Consider the following 16,477-nt stretch of genomic DNA (forward strand, 5'->3'; position numbering starts at 1 on the left):
CTGTTTCCAAAAGCTCAACAATCAAATGGCAGTGCCCGTGTGAGAATTCCGCAGCACCCACTGGTGGGTGCTGACGTTCCAGATTCAAGGAGAAGCCATGGACCAAATACAGGCCATGCGCATATTCGTGCGGGTGGTGGAGGCCGGCACGTTTACCCGGGCAGCGGATTCGCTATCGCTGCCCAAAGCCACCGTGACCAAGCATGTGCAGGCGCTGGAGGAGCGCCTGCGCGTAAAGCTGCTCAACCGCACCACGCGGCGCGTGACAGTGACGCCCGACGGCGCCGCCTACTACGACCGCACCGTCCGGCTGCTGACCGACCTGGATGACATCGAGGCCAGTATGACCAATGCACGCGCCAATCCGCGCGGTCGCCTGCGCATCGATGTCGGCACGTCGGTGGCACAGCTGCTCATCATTCCGAACCTGGCAGAGTTTCATGCACGGTACCCGGACATCCAGGTGGACCTGGGGGTGAGCGACCGCATCGTGGACCTGATCGGAGATAACGTGGACTGCGTGATTCGCGGTGGCGAGCTCAGCGACCAGTCGCTGGTGGCGCGGCGGGTGGGCAACCTGGAGTTCATCACGGTGGCATCGCCCGACTATCTGGCGCGCAAGGGCACGCCCACCCATCCGCTGGAGATCGAGGAAAAACACGCCAGCGTGATCTATTTTTCTCCGCAAAGCGGCCGGCACTACCCGCTGGAGTTCGTCAAGGGCTCCGAATCCATTGACATCACGGGTCCCTACCAGTTGAGCGTGAATGAAGCCAATGCCTATGTGACGTCCGTGCTGGCGGGGCTGGGCATCGGGCAGATCACCAGCTACCAGGCGCAACAACACCTGCAAAATGGCGCCCTGGTGCGGCTGATGCCAGAGTGGACCCAGCCGCCACTGCCTGTGTACGTGGTGTATCCACCCAACCGCCACCTGAGCGCCAAGGTGCGTGCGTTTGTGGACTGGGCGGCCGAGCTGTTTCAGCGCGAGACCCACCTGCAACGCACGCAGTGAAGGCATTCCACAAAGGCAGGCAGGGGCCTTTATGCTTGGGCCCATGAACGCTACCGAGTCCACCCCCACCCCTGACGCGCGCACCACCGAGGGCAGCCACACCGCGCAAGCTGCTGAGCCCACACCTCCAGCAGCTTCTGCCAAACAGCCCCGCAACCCCCTGCACGGCGTAACGCTGGAAGCCATGGTAGTGGGCCTGGCAGACTATTTTGGCTGGGACGAGCTGGGCCGACAGATCCCCATCCGCTGCTTTCAGATCGACCCCAGCGTGGGCTCCAGCCTCAAGTTTTTGCGCAAAACCCCCTGGGCGCGCGAGAAGGTCGAGAGCCTTTACCTCTTCATGCTGCGCGACCAGCGGCGCAACGCGCAAGAATGACTGGCAATGCGCGCTACCACGCCCCAAGCATCGCCAACCCCGAATGCGTATTCGGCACGGCTGAGCGCACGGTATCGCAATTTTCTGGTCCCCCTGCTGACGCTGGGCGTCATCGGTGGGTTCAATGCTTTGCTGGCGGCTCAGTCCGGAAGGGGTGATGCAGGATGGTGGCCCGTGGCGTGGCTGGCCACCATGTTCTTGGGGGTTTTCTTCAGTGCAGCCTTCATGGCCATGGCGGGTCGCCGCAAGCTGCCGGTGGCCTAGGGCATCGCTCTGGGTGCGACTGTAGGTCTGGGGCTGACGACCTATGGGATTCTGCAGACGAGCCTGCACGCCCCTTGGGGCGCAGTGATGCCCGACTGGCTGCGTGGCGCGCAGGCAAGAGCCTGGCTGGGCTCTCCCTGGGCACCGCTCATTCCCTACGCAGCGGGGCTGGCCTTGCATGGCGTGGCCATGCTGATTTTCAATCGCCGGACGTCACCAGAAAATCGCGGCTGATGCCGCCACCCAGGTCGTTGACCCGGTCCAGGAACTGCGTGAGGAACGCGTGCAGGCCCGTCGCCAGGATCTCGTCGATGCGACCGTACTGCAGGTCGGCCAGCAAGCGCCCTGCCCTGCGGCTGGTTTCGGCGGACTGCCCGTTGGCCAGCACGGCCAGGTTGTCCACCACCTCGCGCAGACAGGCGTGCAGCGATCGGGGCATATCGCGGCTCAGGATCAGCAGGTCGGCCACGCGCCCCGGCGTGATCACATCGCGGTAGACCTTGCGGTACACCTCGAACGCCGACACGCTGCGCAAGATGGCGCTCCAGTGGTAGAAGTCGCTTTCCTGGTTGCGGTCGCTGGGGCGGCCAAAAAAGTCATTCTTCACGGCGTGGAACTTCACATCCAGCAGGCGCGCAGTGTTGTCCGCGCGCTCCAGGAAGGTGCCCATGCGCAAAAAGTGAAACGCCTCGTCCTGCAGCATCGTGCCGAGCACCACGCCGCGTGAGAGGTGCGAGCGGTACTTCACCCATTCAAAGAACTGACCCGGGTCGCGCTCAAAGGCGCCCCCCTCCAGCTGGCGGTGCAGCTCCAGCCAGGTCTGGTTCTGCGTCTCCCACACCTCGGTGGTCAACGCACCGCGCACGGCCCGCGCGTTCTCGCGCGCGGCACGCAGGCACGACAGGATGGACGACGGGTTGTTGCCATCGTGCACCATGAACTCCAGCACGTTGGCGGGCGTCACTTCGCCATGCTTGGCGGTGTAGGCAGGAATCAGCTCGCTGATGGACAGCAGGCCCTCCCAGCCTTTCTGCGCCACATCGGCAGCCTGGGGCAACAGGGAGGTCTCGTAGCTCACATTGAGCATTCTTGCGGTGTTCTCAGCCCGCTCGGTGTAGCGGGACATCCAGAACAGATGGTCGGCGGTGCGGCTCAGCATGCGGCCTCCTTGATCGAGCAGGGCTGAGAACCCCGCACGTGCTGCGCACGCACGCGGTGTTGTGTCGAAAGCCCCATGGCATGGGGCTTTTCAGCCCGCTCGGTGTAGCGGGACATCCAGAACAGATGGTCGGCGGTGCGGCTCAGCATGTTCAGAGGCTCCCTTGCGATTGACTTTGCGACTGGCCCTGGGATTGCGATTGCGACTGGGATTGCACGGCCTTGGGTTGCGCGGCAGGCGCACCCTCGCCCAGCACCCAGGTGTCCTTGGTGCCGCCGCCCTGCGACGAATTCACCACCAGCGAGCCCTCTTGCAGTGCCACGCGCGTGAGGCCCCCTGCGGCCATCTGCACCTCGCGACCGCTGAGCACGAAGGGGCGCAGGTCGATGTGGCGCGGGGCGATGCCGCTTTCCACATAGGTCGGGCAGCTCGACAGGCTGAGCGTGGGCTGGGCGATGTAGCCCGCCGGGTTGGCCAGCAGGGCACGGCGGAAGTCCTCGATCTCGGCCTGTGTGGCGGCCGGGCCGATCAGCATGCCGTAGCCACCCGCGCCGTGCACTTCCTTCACGACCAGGTCCTTCAGGTTGGCCAACACATGCTGCAGATCCTCCTGCTTGCGGCACATCCACGTGGGCACGTTCTTGAGGATGGGCTCCTGCCCCAGGTAGAAGCGGATCATCTCGGGCACGTAGGGGTACACCGACTTGTCGTCGGCCACGCCCGTTCCCACGGCGTTGCAGATGCCCACGTTGCCTGCGCGGTAGGCCTCCATGAGACCGTGGCAGCCCAGCGTGGAGTTGCGGCGGAAGACCTGCGGATCGAGGAAGTCGTCGTCCACCCGGCGGTAGATCACGTCCACCCGCTGCAGGCCGCGCGTGGTGCGCATGTAGACGAACTTGTCCTTGACGACGAGGTCCTGCCCTTCGACCAGCTCCACGCCCATCTGCTGCGCGAGGAAGGCATGCTCGAAGTACGCGCTGTTGTGCATGCCGGGCGTGAGCACCACCACCGTGGGCTCGTCGGCCGCTGCGGGCGCGCTGGCGCGCAGGGTTTCGAGCAGCATGTCGGGGTAGTGGGCCACGGGCGCCACCTTGTGCAGGCTAAACAGCTCGGGGAACAGCCGCATCATCATCTTGCGGTTTTCCAGCATGTAGCTCACGCCGCTGGGCACGCGCAGGTTGTCTTCCAGCACGTAGTACTCGCCCTCGCCCTGCGCGTTGGGCGCGCGCACGATGTCGATGCCGGCAATGTGCGCGTAGATGTTCTGCGGCACATGCAACCCGGCCATCTCGGGCCGGTACTGCGCGTTGTTGAGGATGAGGTCGGCGGGCACGATGCCGGCGCGGATGATGTCCTGGCCGTGGTACACGTCGTGGATGAAGCGATTGAGCGCCGTGACCCGCTGCACCAGCCCCTGCTGCATGCTGCTCCACTCATGGGCCGGAATGATGCGCGGAATCAGGTCAAACGGAATCAACCGTTCATTGCCCGCGCCGCCCTCGTCCTTTGCGCCGTAAACGGCGAAGGTAATGCCCACGCGCCGGAAGATCATCTCGGCTTCGGCCCTGCGGGCCTGCATCACATCAGGGGGCTGTTTGCTCAACCACTGCGCGTAGCGCTTGTAGTGTTCCCGCACATCGCTGCCATCAAAAGGCAGCATGGCGTACATCTCGTCAAATTTCTGCATGAACTGGCCTCCTGAAGACAGGATAGCAAGTTGCGCGCCCACACTCTGCAAACGGCCCCTGGTGGCACTACGGCATCGCGCCTGCTGAGTCCGCCCGGGGCACCATCTGGTGCTGCCAGTAGCGTCGGCCCGCATCGCGTTCACACCCTATTGCTGCGGGTTTGGCAGAGGCCCAGGTCGCGGCGCCGCAGCGCGAAGACTCCACCACCTCGATGTCGCGAAGGCGATAGCGCTGCAACACCTGCGGGGCTGGATGGCCAAAGCGGTTGCGGTACCCGGCTTGCACCAAAGCAGTGCGCGGCTGGACGGCATCCAGAAACGCCGGGGACGACGATGTCTTGCTGCCGTGGTGGGGCACCAGCAGCAGGTCGGCCTGGAGCGCCGCACCGCGCGCCAGCAGGGCCTGTTCCTGCGGGGCTTCGATGTCGCCCACCAGCAAGGCCGACACGCGCTGCGGCCCGGCGGAGGTGATGCGCAGCACACAGCTCAGCGCATTGGGGCGCACGCTGCGCACCGCCGCGTCGTCCGGCTGCGGGTGCAGCACTTCGAAAGCCACACCATCCCACTCCCAGCGCTGGCCCGCCAGGCAGGGCTGGACTGGGCGCAAGGCCTGCAAGGTGTTCTCTGCCTCGATCGAGCCCAACAGCTCCGCATGCGGCTGCTGCGCCAGCACCGCGGCCGCACCGCCGGTGTGGTCTGCATCACGGTGGCTGAGCATGAGGGTGTCCACGCGCTCCCCCAGTGCCCGCAGCAGCGGCACCAGCACGCGGTGGCCCGCGTCGCTCTCGCGGCTGAAACGCGGCCCTGCGTCGTACAGCAGCGTGTGGGTGGCGGTGCGCACCAGCACCGCATTGCCCTGGCCGATGTCTGCGGCCAGCAGTTCAAACTGCCCTGCCGCCGGGCGCACCGGCTGCCACCACAGCGCGGGCCACAGGAGGGGAAATGCCAGCAGCCGCAGCCGCCAGGGCAGGCGCGTGGCCAGCAGCGCCCCTCCGGCCACGGCCAGCATGCCCGCCCACAACGGCGCGGCAGGCAGGAAGACCACGGCCCAGGGCCACAACGCCAGCCATTGCAGCAGAGCTGCCAGCGGCTGCAAACTGAGGGCGGCCAGGCTCCACAAGGGCGCCCACAGCACGCCGCCCAACGCCAGCGGGGTGACCACCAGGGTGACCCAGGGAATCGCCACCAGGTTGGCGGCAAAACCCACCACCGACACCTGGCCAAACAGCAGCAGGGTCAGGGGCGTGAGCGCCAGCGTCACCACCCACTGCTCCCGAATCAATGCATAAAAATGGTGCCTAGCGCTGGTTGGATAAGCGCCACCAGCTATTGAATTAGTAGCAAACAGAATACCCACCGCCACAAAGCTCAGCCAGAAGCCTGCCTGCGCCAGCGCCCACGGGTCTGCCACCACCACAGCTGCACAGGCCCACAGCCACACCTGCGGCCAGGGCCAGCGGCGGCCGCTGAGCTGCAGCACGGCAATGGCCGCCAGCATGATCACCGTGCGCTGTGCAGGCACGCCCCAGCCGCTGAACAGCGCGTAGGCTGCCGCCAGCACCACCCCGGCGGCCAGTGCTGCGGAGGGCGCGGGCACCGCCAGGCACAGCCGGGTGGAACGCCGCCACAGGGCACCCACCACCAGCGCGGCCAGCCAGGCAAACAAGGTGATGTGAAGCCCGGAGATGCTCATGAGGTGAGCCACGCCCGTGGCGCGGAACACATCCCAATCGGCACGGTCAATGGCGCGCTGGTCACCCGTCACTAAAGCCGCCACCACGCCCGCAACGCGCGTGCGGGCCGGGTCACTGCCATCCTGATCGCCCGCCAGGCGCTCCAAGATCGCATCGCGCACCGACTGCCGCATCCGCTCCACCGGATGCAGCCAGGTTGCAGCCACAAACTCCGGCGGCTCGTCCTTGGGCCCTGCACGCACGTAGCCTGTGGCCTGCACGCCCTGCTCCCACATCCACAACTCGTAGTCAAAACCATGCGGGTTGTGCAGCCCGTGCGGCGCCTTCAGGCGCACCGTCAACGCCCAGCGGTCGCCAGCTTTCAGGGCGGGCGGTGGACGCTGCAGGTCCAAGGTTCCGGCCGCATCGCGGAACGGGCCGCCGTACCAGGCCACATCGATGCGCGGCGGCAGCGTCACCGGGGCACCGTTCAGGCGCGCGGCCTCCACGTCCACGCGGATGCGGGTGCCAGCCTCGTTGGTCTGCGGCATGGCCGCCACCACGCCGGTCACACGGATGTCCTGGCCCTCCAGCGCGGGCGCGAGGCCCTGGGCCGCATAGTCCACAGCGCGCAGCCCACACAGGGCGAACATCACCAGCACTCCGGCGGCCACCGCCAGCGCGGTGGCCGCATGAGCGCCCCATCTGCGTCGCCTGGACGCTGCCCGCGCGCACCCGCCCACCACACACGCCGCCACCAGAACCGCCCCGTAGACCACCTCGGGCCACAACACCGGCTGCTGCAGCTGCAGCGCGGCCCCCAATACGGCCCCCAGCAGCCACGCAGGCAAGCGCCAGGGAACGGCGGCGACCATCGCGGAGCTTTCGCTGGCCACGGCGCCATCCAGGCCCACAGGGGCGGATGAAATGGCATTAGGGGCGCTTATGGCGGGCATGGGCTGATGCTAATGCGATGCCTGGGGGCTGGCCGCTGGATTCTGCACACCAGGCTGTGTAACACTCGCGGCCATCCGGGTGCCGCCGGACCGCGAAGCCACCGCGCTGACCAGCAGGCCATGCCGGCGCACCTGCACCGGCCAGCCCCCGCCATCCACCTTCACGCCAAACCGAGGAAAGACCATGAGCGTTTACGACAAGCTGAAAGAACTCAACATCACCCTGCCCCCCGTGTCGGTGCCCGCTGCCGCCTATGTGCCCTATGTACAGACGGGCAACCTAGTGTTCCTGTCCGGCCACATCGCACGCAAGGACGGCAAGCCCTGGGCCGCGCAGTTTGGCCGCGATATCGGCACCGAAGAAGGCAAGGAAGCTGCACGCTCGGTAGCGATTGACCTCATGGGCACGTTGCAGGCTGCCTGTGGCGGCGACCTCAACCGCGTCAAGCGCATCGTCAAGGTCATGAGCCTGGTGAATTCCACGGGTGATTTCACCGAGCAGCACCTGGTGACCAACGGTGCCAGCGAACTGCTGGGCCAGGTCTTTGGCGAAAAAGGCGTGCACGCCCGCAGCGCTTTTGGCGTGGCGCAGATCCCCCTGGGCGCCTGCGTGGAAATCGAGCTGATCGCAGAGCTGGCCTGACAGACCCCACCCCCCTCACCAAAAAAAAACCCATGGCATGACTGCCATGGGTTTTTTTGTTTTCTGCGCTGGGCGGTGACGGATACGCCCCTCCCAGCCGCCATGACACCATGGCTGCCAGTTGTCAGAGCGTCAAAAAGACTCCCAGTCCTCTTCCGATCCCTGGGCCACCGCGGGCTTGCGGCTGGCGGGTGCGGCAGATACCTTGGCAACAGCGACCGCTGCAGCCGGAGCCTTGGCCACCGCAGCGGGCGTGCCGTGGAGTGCCTTCGCACCAGAACCCGGTGCAGGCCGTGCGGGTGCCGAGGGGACAGCGGTAGCGGCGGGTGCCTGTGGCCGCTGGGCAGCCGTAGCGCGCGCCGCACCAATGGCCGCCTGCGCGGGCCCATAGCTGGCGGCATTCACCTTGAACATGGACACCTCGCGCGCCAGGTGGTCTGCCTGCTCACGCAGGCTCTGGGCGGCGGCGGCGCTTTCTTCCACCAGCGCCGCATTCTGCTGCGTCATCTGGTCGAGGTTGCTGATCGCCTTGTTGACCTGCGACACCCCCGCACTCTGTTCGGACGATGCTGCGGTGATCTCGCCAATCATGTCGGTCACGCGCTGCACCGACTGCACGATGTCGGTCATGGTGGTGCCCGCGTCCGACACCAGGCGCGAGCCCGTCTCCACCTTCTCGACCGATGCACTGATGAGCAACTTGATCTCCTTGGCGGCCTCGGCGCTGCGCTGGGCAAGGCTGCGCACCTCGCTGGCCACCACCGCAAAACCCCGGCCCTGCTCACCCGCGCGGGCTGCTTCCACAGCGGCGTTCAGCGCGAGGATGTTGGTCTGAAACGCTATGCCATCAATCACGCCAATGATGTCCGCGATCTTCTTGCTGCTGTGGTTGATGTCCTCCATCGTGGCCACCACCTGGTTCACCACCTCGCCGCCCCGGCGCGCCACGCCCGTGGCGCCCGCCGCCAGGCTGCTGGCCTGCTGCGCACTGCCTGCGCTTTGCTGGATGGTGCTGGTGAACTGCTCCATGGCGGCCGCCGTCTCCTGCAGGTTGCTGGAGGTCTGCTCGGTGCGGGCCGACAGGTCGTGGTTGCCCGTGGCGATCTCGGCGCTGGCGATGGCGATGCTGTCGGTGCTCTGGCGCACCTGGTGCACCATGCGACCCAAGGCGCTGCTCATGGCATACAGCGAACGCAGCAGGTCGCCAAACTCGTCGCCCCGGGTCACGGATTCCTGCATGCTCAGGTCGCCCCCCGCAATGCGTTCGGCCAGCCCGTTGGCCTGCTCCAAGGGCCGCTGGATGCTGCCGATCAGGTAGTAGGCACCCACAATGATGGCCAGCAGCAGCAGGCCCACGGCCACGGCAGCAATCTTGACCGTCAGCATGCGCTCTGCCGCCATCTGCTTCTGAACGGCCTCGGCGCCTTGCTGCTGCTGCTGAACGAACTCACGCAGCGTGGTGGTGTAGGCCGCCACCGAAGGGTTGTACTTCTGGGTGATCAACGTCACAGCCTGTTCTTGCTGCCCATCGCTCTTGAGTTTGCGGGCCTCGCCGCGCAGGTCGATCATGGTCTTGCGCGCAGCGGCGATCTTGGCCATCTGCTGCTTGTCGGCCTCTGACAGGGCCATGGATTCCAGCGACTTTTGCACTTCGCTGATCTGCGCCGATGTGGCCGTGATCACATCCTTGAACTCGGCTTCGACGGCCGGGTCGCTGCTGACGATCAGGGCCTGGGTTCTGGCGGCATTGGTCTCGGTAAGACCCGACCAGCGCAATGCCGCCTGCACGCGCGACTCCATGTCTTTGCTCACCGCATCAGCATGGGCCTGTACCTTGGCAGACCGGTAGGCCGCAAAGCCCACCACCGCCACCAGCATGACCACAATCAAAATCACCGCCAGCCAGAGCTTGTGAGCCATCCGAAGATGCTTGGGCATGGTTGCCTCCTGAAGCGTTGTGTTTGTGTACAGATGTTGCACGCTTTTTCACGATTGCACAAACTCCGTCACTGCACATCAGGGTCTGCCCTGCCTGCATGGGCCCCAGCACATCTCCCGGGGTGCGCGTCATTGCGCCACCAGAGTTCGGCCACGGGGTTTCAGCAAGTCGTGTCGCTCGGGCGAATGCCCCATTCGCATGCCATCTGTACGCCCATCGTCGACAAAAGCGCGGTGCCAGCGGCCCCTGTCGCCCGCTGCGACACCCTGAAAAAAACTGGCGACAGGCGCTAACTCGCAGGCCCGGGGTGCCGGGTGCATGAGCGGGCTGTCAGGCTGCGGAGCCGAGGAAGGCCTCAAAACGCGCCAGTTCCTCGCCCAGCGCGCGCCGGAACCCCGCGTCGCGTGGTGGGCGCCCGACCACAAAACCCAGAGCATGCTGCAGCCGACCACGCTCCACGCGCAGGTTGGCCCAGCCCACCATCTGTTCGCCGCACAGCACCGGCAACGCATAGTGGCCCATGGTGCGCTTGGGCGCCGGTACATACGCCTCGAACCGGTACGCCCAGCCCCACAGCATCTCGAAGCGGCGTCGGTCCCACACCACGGGATCGAACGGTGCCAATAGCCGCACGCCGTTATCCGGCTGGTGGCGGCGCGATGCCGGACTTTCAGCGACAGGCCAAAACCAGGTGGTTCCATCGACCACCGCATGGCCGTAGCGTGACGGTGCGGCCTTGGCCACCGCGCGCGCCTCGGCAGCCAGCTGCGGTGCGCCATAGCGCAGCAGCGTGACCAGGTAGCCCAGGCTGGGGGCAGGCAACGGGGCATACAGCGCCACGATGCGATCCACCAGGGCTTCGGCGCGGGCCAAACGTGCGGCGGGGCTGACGTCCTGCTCGGGATGCGCAACGGGTGCATACACCCGAGTGCCCGACTCGCGGCGGCACACCCGCAACCAGCCGTGGTGGTGCATCGCATCCAGCAGGCGTGTGCTGGCATTGAGCTCGCCGCCCCAGTAGCCCGCCACGCGGCCATGGTGCGCAAACGCTTCGCTCACTTCGCGCGGGTGCACGATGCCCCGCTCCTGCACAAACGCCAGCACCTCACGCGCACGTTCGGTAGTGGCGGCGTCCCACGGCCTGCGCGGCGTGCGCGGGTGCAGCAGCGCCAGCATCTCGCGGGACACAAAGCCGTAGTTAACGAAGGCGTCTTCTTCAATACCTAAGCGCTCGTAGCGGCGTTCCAGGTCACCCGCGCGGTAGTCGCGCACCCGCAGACGCAAAATCAGGTCCTGCGCCCGCGCGGGTGCTCGCATCGGGTCAGCCTGCACAAACCCCAGCTTGCGGATCGCGCCGGGCAGCGTCAGCGGTTTGAACAGGCTGCGCGCAATCGCGTAGCGGCGCAGCTCATCCAGCGTGGGTGAGCGCGACGCCACAGTCTTACTCCACGCGCGTCACTGCGTTGGGCTTGAAGCCCAGGTCCGCCGCCTTGCCCTTGCGGCCTCGCGCGGCGCGGGCGTTGTTCAGGCTGCGGATCTCCAGCGTCTCGTCGCGCTGCTTGCCACCCCGGCCAATGCCATCCAAGCGAATGCTGCGTGTGTAGGCTGCGGCTCCCGCCAGCTGATCCTTGTCTTCGAGGTCGATCAGCATCAGGCCGCGACCGCCGTTGACCATGGTTTTCAGCTCGGTGATCTCGAACGTGAGGATGCGTCCGCCCGTGGAGGCGCAGGCCACGTGCGTGGCAGGCAGCACCGGCTTGCTGCCTGTACTGCCTGCGGCATGCGAAGGCACACACACGGTTTCGCCCTCGCCCAACGTGAGGAAGGCCTTGCCGCCCTTCTGGCGCGAGACCATGTTCTCCACCGCCGCCAGAAAGCCGTAGCCACCGGAGTTGGACAGCAGCAGCGTGGCGTTGGCGGGCCCTGCAAAGTAGTGCAGCAGCTGCGTGCCGGCTTCCAGCTCGATGAGCGTGGTCACCGGCTGGCCGTCACCGCGTGCGCCGGGCAGCAATGACACCGCCACCGAGTACACGCGGCCATTGCTGCCAAAGGCCAGCAAGGTATCGACCGTGCGGCATTCAAACGTGCCATACAGGCCATCGCCCGCCTTGAAGGCAAAACTGGCAGCCTCGTGGCCATGGCCGGTGCGAGCGCGCACCCAGCCTTTTTGCGAGACGATCACCGTCACGGGCTCGTCCACCACCTTCACTTCGGCAACGGCTTTTTTCTCGGCCTGGATCAGCGTGCGACGCGCATCGGCAAAGGTCTTGGCGTCGGCCTCGATCTCCTTGACCATGGTGCGGCGCAGCGAGCCGGGGTTGTTCAAAATGTCTTCGAGCTTGCCCTGGCTTTCGCGCAGTTCTTTCAGCTCTTGTTCGATCTTGATGGCTTCGAGGCGGGCCAGCTGGCGCAGGCGGATTTCGAGGATGTCCTCGGCCTGCCGGTCGCTGAGGTTGAAGCGTGCAATCAGCGCGGCCTTGGGCTCCTCGGCCGCACGGATGATGGCGATCACCTCGTCGATGTTGAGCAGCACGGTCTGCCGCCCTTCGAGGATGTGGATGCGCTCGAGCACCTTGTTCAGGCGGTGCTGGCTGCGGCGCGTGATCGTTGTCTGGCGGAAGGCGATCCACTCTTCCAGCATCACGCGCAGCGACTTTTGCACCGGCTTGCCGTCGAGCCCCACCATGGTGAGGTTGATGGGGGCCGAGGTCTCCAGGCTGGTGTGCGCCAGCAGCGCGGTGATCAGCTCCTGCTGCGGGGTCTTGCCCGTCTTGGGCTCGAACACCAGGCGCACGGGGGCGTCTTTGCTGGATTCGTCGCGCACGACATCCAGCACGGCCAGGATGCTGGCCTTCAGTTGCGTCTGGTCCTGGCTCAGCGCCTTCTTGCCGGCCTTGACTTTGGGGTTGGTGATTTCCTCGATCTCTTCGAGCACGCGCTGCGTGCTCACGCCCGGTGGCAGCTCGTTCACCACCAGTTGCCACTGGCCACGCGCCAGTTCCTCGATCTTCCAGCGCGCGCGCACCTTGAGGCTGCCCCGGCCGGTGCGGTAGGCATCGGCAATGTCACCGGGGCTGCTGATGATCTGGCCACCGCCGGGGTAGTCGGGCCCGGGCACGATGGCCAGCAGCTCGTCTTGGCTCAGCGAAGGTGTCTTGATGAGCGCAATGCAGGCGTCGGCAATCTCGCGCAGGTTGTGGCTGGGGATTTCGGTGGCCAGGCCCACGGCGATGCCGCTGGCGCCGTTGAGCAACGCAAACGGCAGGCGGGCGGGCAACTGGCGCGGCTCCTCGGTGCTGCCGTCGTAGTTGGGCATGAAATCCACGGTGCCTTCGTCGATCTCGTCGAGCAGCAGGCTGGTGATGCGCGACAGGCGCGCCTCGGTGTAGCGCATGGCAGCGGCGCCATCGCCATCGCGGCTGCCGAAGTTGCCCTGGCCGTCGATCAGCGGGTAGCGCTGGGCAAAGTCCTGCGCCATGCGCACCAGCGCGTCGTAGGCCGACTGGTCACCATGTGGGTGGAAGCGGCCCAGCACATCGCCCACCACGCGGGCGCTCTTGACCGGCTTGGCGGCAGTATTGCGCGTGGGGCCGCTGTAGCCCAGGCCCATGCGGTCCATCGAATACAGGATGCGCCTCTGCACGGGCTTGAGACCGTCGCACACATCGGGCAACGCGCGGCCCTTGACGACCGACAGTGCGTATTCAAGGTAGGCGCGCTGGGCATAGCCCGCCAGGCCCACGGAGTCACCCCCGTCATCGCCTGCGGTGGTGAAATCCAAAGTCGGTTGGTCGCTCATTCGTTAACTACAGGTTCTTGATTCAGGTTCTGGTCGCGTGTCTGCGCGACGCGGGTGGGCGGCAGGTTGCCCCTGTTGGTGGCACCGCCCGAGAGCTCCATGCGTACGCGGCCAGGCGCTGCACGCTGTGCCAGCACGGGTGCCGGGGGCTTGAGCTGGGCATACAGGCCCAGCACGGTGCGCACGTAGCTCTGCGTTTCCTTGTACGCGGGGATTTGGTTGCCCGCGCGCTGTACCGCACCTTCACCGGCGTTGTAGGCCGCCACGGCCAGGTCCATGCGACCGGGGAACAGGTCCAGCAGGTGGCGCAGGTAACGGGTGCCAGTGGGCACATTCACCGCCGGGTCGGCCAGCTTCTGTTCCACAGTGCGCTTGGCGTCGCTGCTCACGCCAAAGCGGTTGGCGGTGGCGGGCATAACCTGCATCAGGCCCACGGCGCCCTTGGGCGACACGGCGGTGGCGTCAAAGCCGGACTCGGTCGCGATCACGGCCTGCAGCAGCTCGTAGTCCACACCGTGTTTGGCGGACGCAGCGCGCAGGTGGTGTTTGACGCGTTTGTAGTCGGGGGCGATGTCAAAAAAGGCCAGCAGGCGCGCGCCCGCTGCGGGCAGCGCATAGGGCATGGGCGACGCATTGGCAGGCGCATCGCGGGTGGAGTCAAAGTCGTTGCCGCGAAAAAACAGCTGGTAGCGCGCATCGACCTGCTCGGCCGCAAAGTGCGTCACGCCACGCTCGTCCACATGCGCCCACAGGTCCGCATGGGCCATTTGCTGCACAAAACATAGCAGCAAACCCAATACAGACAAGCGCAGGGCACTGTTTTTATTCATATTTTGATCACAAACACCGGGCGGAGCGCGTCGATGCGGTCAGATATCGATCTCGACCGCATCGCCATGCAACTCCATCAGCTCACGGCGCGCGGCGGCTTCGCCCTTGCCCATGAGCTTGGTGATGAGACCCTCGGTGGCGGCAAAGTCCATGTCGCCCAGCTGCACGGGCAGCAGGCGGCGGGTGTCGGGGTTGAGCGTGGTTTCCCACAGCTGCTCGGCGTTCATCTCGCCCAGGCCCTTGAAGCGGCTGATCTGGCATTTCTCGCGCGGCACGCCGTCTTTTTCAGCCTTGTCGAGGATGGCGGCCAACTCACCATCGTCCAGCGCATACATCTTGGCGGCGGGCTTCTTGCCCCGGGCGGGCACGTCCACGCGGAACAGCGGCGGGCGCGCCACGTAGATGTGGCCGGTTTCGATGAGCTTGGGGAAGTGGCGGAAGAACAGGGTGAGCAGCAGCACCTGGATGTGTGAGCCGTCCACGTCGGCGTCGCTCAAGATGCAGACCTTGCCGTAGCGCAGACCGCTCAGGTCCGGCGTGTCGTTGGGGCCGTGCGGGTCTACGCCGATGGCCACCGAGATGTCGTGGATTTCGTTGTTGGCAAACAGGCGGTCGCGCTCCACCTCCCAGGTGTTGAGCACCTTGCCGCGCAGCGGCAGGATGGCCTGGCTTTCCTTGTCGCGGCCCATCTTGGCGCTGCCACCAGCCGAGTCGCCCTCGACCAGGAAGACTTCGTTGTGGGCGATGTCCTTGCTTTCGCAATCGGTGAGTTTGCCGGGCAATACGGCCACGCCGGAGCCCTTGCGTTTTTCGACCTTCTGGCCGGCCTTCTGGCGGGTTTGCGCGGCCTTGATGGCCAGCTCGGCGAGCTTCTTGCCGTATTCAACGTGCTGGTTGAGCCAGAGTTCGAGCGCGGGGCGCACAAAGCCGCTGACCAGGCGCACCGCGTCGCGCGAGTTCAGGCGCTCCTTGATCTGGCCCTGGAACTGCGGGTCGAGGACCTTGGCACTGAGCACATAGCTGGCGCGCGCAAACACGTCCTCGGGCAGCAGCTTCACGCCCTTGGGCAGCAGGCTGTGCAGTTCGATGAAGCTCTTGACCGCGTTGAACAGCCCGTCGCGCAGGCCACTCTCGTGCGTGCCGCCCGCGCTCGTGGGAATCAGGTTGACGTAGCTCTCGCGCACGGGCTGGCCGTCTTCGGTAAAGGCCACGGCCCAGGCTGCGCCCTCGCCTTCGGCAAAACTTTCGTTGTTGCGGTCGGCAAAGCCCTCGCCTTCAAACAGCGGGATCACCGGGTCGCCGTTGAGCGTCTGCATGAGGTAGTCGCGCAGGCCGCCCTTGTACTGCCAGGTTTGCGTGTCGCGGGTTTTCTCGTTGACAAGCTGCACCGTCACGCCCGGCATGAGCACGGCCTTGCTGCGCAGCAGGTGGGTGAGCTCGCCCATGGGCAGCGCGCTCGACTCGAAATACTTGGCGTCGGGCCATACGCGCACCGAAGTGCCCTGCTTGCGCTCGCCCGCCTCCAGCGGCCTGGCCACCAGGGGTTCAATCACATCACCCGCCGAGAACACCAGGCGCGCCACCTTGCCTTCGCGGTAGCTGGTGGCCTCCAGCCGGGTGGCCAGGGCGTTGGTGACGGACACGCCCACACCATGCAGGCCGCCCGAGAAGCTGTAGGCCCCACCCTTGCCCTTGTCGAACTTGCCACCCGCATGCAGGCGGGTGAACACCAGCTCGATCACCGGCGCGTTTTCCTCGGGGTGCATGCCAAAGGGGATGCCCCGTCCATCATCCTCCACACTGACCGATCCATCGGCATGCAGCGTGACACGGATCTTCTTGCCATGGCCAGCCAGCGCCTCGTCGGCGGCGTTGTCCAGCACTTCCTGAACGATGTGCAGGGGGTTGTCGGTGCGGGTGTACATGCCCGGGCGTTGCTTGACGGGCTCCAGGCCCTTGAGCACGCGGATCGAGCCTTCGGAATATTCGCTGGCGGATGCAGAAGACGGTTTGGCAGACATAGCGGCGGATTGTAGTGCGGCAACGCAGCAATAGCTGGATATAAAACCAGCCTCACCTTCGCCCCTGCTGCCAACTGTATTGGTTCCCGGTGTATCAGCACGTTTCGCGCAATC

Annotated in this window: 13 protein-coding genes; 4 read left to right on the top strand and 9 right to left on the bottom strand. The window is 65.9% G+C overall.

What is annotated here, in order from left to right; all coding sequences use genetic code 11:
• The first annotated feature begins 97 nt into the window (after positions 1 to 97).
• From AC2YJX_RS11875 to AC2YJX_RS11885, 3 genes are read left to right on the top strand one after another with little or no spacing between them, the layout of a single operon-like run.
• Positions 98 to 1,015, top strand: coding sequence for a LysR family transcriptional regulator (locus AC2YJX_RS11875; RefSeq protein ID WP_055400927.1), 918 nt, complete (start codon positions 98 to 100; stop codon positions 1,013 to 1,015).
• 43 nt (positions 1,016 to 1,058) lie between these two features.
• Positions 1,059 to 1,391, top strand: a complete 333-nt coding sequence (locus AC2YJX_RS11880) for a VF530 family protein (RefSeq protein ID WP_121420665.1) — start codon at positions 1,059 to 1,061, stop codon at positions 1,389 to 1,391.
• 6 nt (positions 1,392 to 1,397) lie between these two features.
• On the top strand, positions 1,398 to 1,655 hold the full coding sequence (locus AC2YJX_RS11885) for a hypothetical protein (RefSeq protein ID WP_487256168.1): 258 nt from the start codon (positions 1,398 to 1,400) through the stop codon (positions 1,653 to 1,655).
• 199 nt (positions 1,656 to 1,854) lie between these two features.
• Here the strand turns inward: AC2YJX_RS11885 and AC2YJX_RS11890 are convergent, their stop codons facing one another.
• The 4 genes from AC2YJX_RS11890 to AC2YJX_RS11905 form a co-directional block, all read right to left on the bottom strand.
• Positions 1,855 to 2,814 carry an alpha-E domain-containing protein gene (locus tag AC2YJX_RS11890; protein WP_055400923.1) on the bottom strand — a complete coding sequence of 320 codons (960 nt, stop codon included), beginning with the start codon at positions 2,812 to 2,814 and terminating at the stop codon, positions 1,855 to 1,857.
• Entirely contained in the window at positions 2,808 to 2,963 is a 156-nt protein-coding gene (locus AC2YJX_RS11895; RefSeq protein ID WP_228899455.1) for an alpha-E domain-containing protein, read from the bottom strand. The genes AC2YJX_RS11890 and AC2YJX_RS11895 overlap by 7 nt, the downstream gene beginning before the upstream one ends.
• Before the next feature lie 2 nt (positions 2,964 to 2,965).
• Positions 2,966 to 4,501 (bottom strand): circularly permuted type 2 ATP-grasp protein, encoded by a 1,536-nt coding sequence (locus AC2YJX_RS11900; protein WP_055400921.1) that lies wholly within the window; start codon positions 4,499 to 4,501, stop codon positions 2,966 to 2,968.
• A 67-nt stretch (positions 4,502 to 4,568) separates the two neighbouring features.
• The gene (locus AC2YJX_RS11905) at positions 4,569 to 7,049 is read right to left on the bottom strand and encodes a DNA internalization-related competence protein ComEC/Rec2 (RefSeq protein WP_487256357.1); all 2,481 of its coding nucleotides are present in this window, start codon (positions 7,047 to 7,049) and stop codon (positions 4,569 to 4,571) included.
• A gap of 265 nt (positions 7,050 to 7,314) precedes the next feature.
• Between AC2YJX_RS11905 and AC2YJX_RS11910 the strand changes: the two genes are divergently transcribed.
• Positions 7,315 to 7,773 (top strand): RidA family protein, encoded by a 459-nt coding sequence (locus AC2YJX_RS11910; RefSeq protein ID WP_121505846.1) that lies wholly within the window; start codon positions 7,315 to 7,317, stop codon positions 7,771 to 7,773.
• Positions 7,774 to 7,905: 132 nt separating this feature from the next.
• On the opposite strand, the gene AC2YJX_RS11915 is transcribed toward AC2YJX_RS11910, so the two are convergent.
• The 5 genes from AC2YJX_RS11915 to AC2YJX_RS11935 form a co-directional block, all read right to left on the bottom strand.
• Positions 7,906 to 9,711 carry a methyl-accepting chemotaxis protein gene (locus AC2YJX_RS11915; RefSeq protein WP_487256169.1) on the bottom strand — a complete coding sequence of 602 codons (1,806 nt, stop codon included), beginning with the start codon at positions 9,709 to 9,711 and terminating at the stop codon, positions 7,906 to 7,908.
• Positions 9,712 to 10,042: 331 nt separating this feature from the next.
• Complete coding sequence (locus tag AC2YJX_RS11920; RefSeq protein WP_487256170.1) at positions 10,043 to 11,149, bottom strand: winged helix DNA-binding domain-containing protein; 1,107 nt, start codon at positions 11,147 to 11,149, stop codon at positions 10,043 to 10,045.
• 4 nt (positions 11,150 to 11,153) lie between these two features.
• Positions 11,154 to 13,511 carry a DNA topoisomerase IV subunit A gene (parC, locus tag AC2YJX_RS11925; protein ID WP_487256171.1) on the bottom strand — a complete coding sequence of 786 codons (2,358 nt, stop codon included), beginning with the start codon at positions 13,509 to 13,511 and terminating at the stop codon, positions 11,154 to 11,156.
• Complete coding sequence (locus tag AC2YJX_RS11930; RefSeq protein ID WP_228899446.1) at positions 13,508 to 14,341, bottom strand: lytic transglycosylase domain-containing protein; 834 nt, start codon at positions 14,339 to 14,341, stop codon at positions 13,508 to 13,510. The genes parC and AC2YJX_RS11930 overlap by 4 nt, the downstream gene beginning before the upstream one ends.
• Positions 14,342 to 14,380: 39 nt before the next feature.
• Positions 14,381 to 16,363 (bottom strand): DNA topoisomerase IV subunit B, encoded by a 1,983-nt coding sequence (locus AC2YJX_RS11935; protein WP_487256172.1) that lies wholly within the window; start codon positions 16,361 to 16,363, stop codon positions 14,381 to 14,383.
• Positions 16,364 to 16,477: the final 114 nt, after the last annotated feature.

The sequence above is a fragment of the Acidovorax sp. SRI_002 genome, from assembly GCF_057586455.1.

Excerpts from the sequence above, each read along its gene's own strand:
- AC2YJX_RS11875 (WP_055400927.1), top strand. The coding sequence starts at position 98 with ATGGACCAAATACAGGCCATGCGCATATTCGTGCGGGTGGTGGAGGCC.
- AC2YJX_RS11880 (WP_121420665.1), top strand. The coding sequence starts at position 1,059 with ATGAACGCTACCGAGTCCACCCCCACCCCTGACGCGCGCACCACCGAG.
- AC2YJX_RS11885 (WP_487256168.1), top strand. The coding sequence starts at position 1,398 with ATGCGCGCTACCACGCCCCAAGCATCGCCAACCCCGAATGCGTATTCG.
- AC2YJX_RS11890 (WP_055400923.1), bottom strand. The coding sequence starts at position 2,814 with ATGCTGAGCCGCACCGCCGACCATCTGTTCTGGATGTCCCGCTACACC.
- AC2YJX_RS11895 (WP_228899455.1), bottom strand. The coding sequence starts at position 2,963 with ATGCTGAGCCGCACCGCCGACCATCTGTTCTGGATGTCCCGCTACACC.
- AC2YJX_RS11900 (WP_055400921.1), bottom strand. The coding sequence starts at position 4,501 with ATGCAGAAATTTGACGAGATGTACGCCATGCTGCCTTTTGATGGCAGC.
- AC2YJX_RS11905 (WP_487256357.1), bottom strand. The coding sequence starts at position 7,049 with ATGGTCGCCGCCGTTCCCTGGCGCTTGCCTGCGTGGCTGCTGGGGGCC.
- AC2YJX_RS11910 (WP_121505846.1), top strand. The coding sequence starts at position 7,315 with ATGAGCGTTTACGACAAGCTGAAAGAACTCAACATCACCCTGCCCCCC.
- AC2YJX_RS11915 (WP_487256169.1), bottom strand. The coding sequence starts at position 9,711 with ATGCCCAAGCATCTTCGGATGGCTCACAAGCTCTGGCTGGCGGTGATT.
- parC (WP_487256171.1), bottom strand. The coding sequence starts at position 13,511 with ATGAGCGACCAACCGACTTTGGATTTCACCACCGCAGGCGATGACGGG.
- AC2YJX_RS11930 (WP_228899446.1), bottom strand. The coding sequence starts at position 14,341 with ATGAATAAAAACAGTGCCCTGCGCTTGTCTGTATTGGGTTTGCTGCTA.
- AC2YJX_RS11935 (WP_487256172.1), bottom strand. The coding sequence starts at position 16,363 with ATGTCTGCCAAACCGTCTTCTGCATCCGCCAGCGAATATTCCGAAGGC.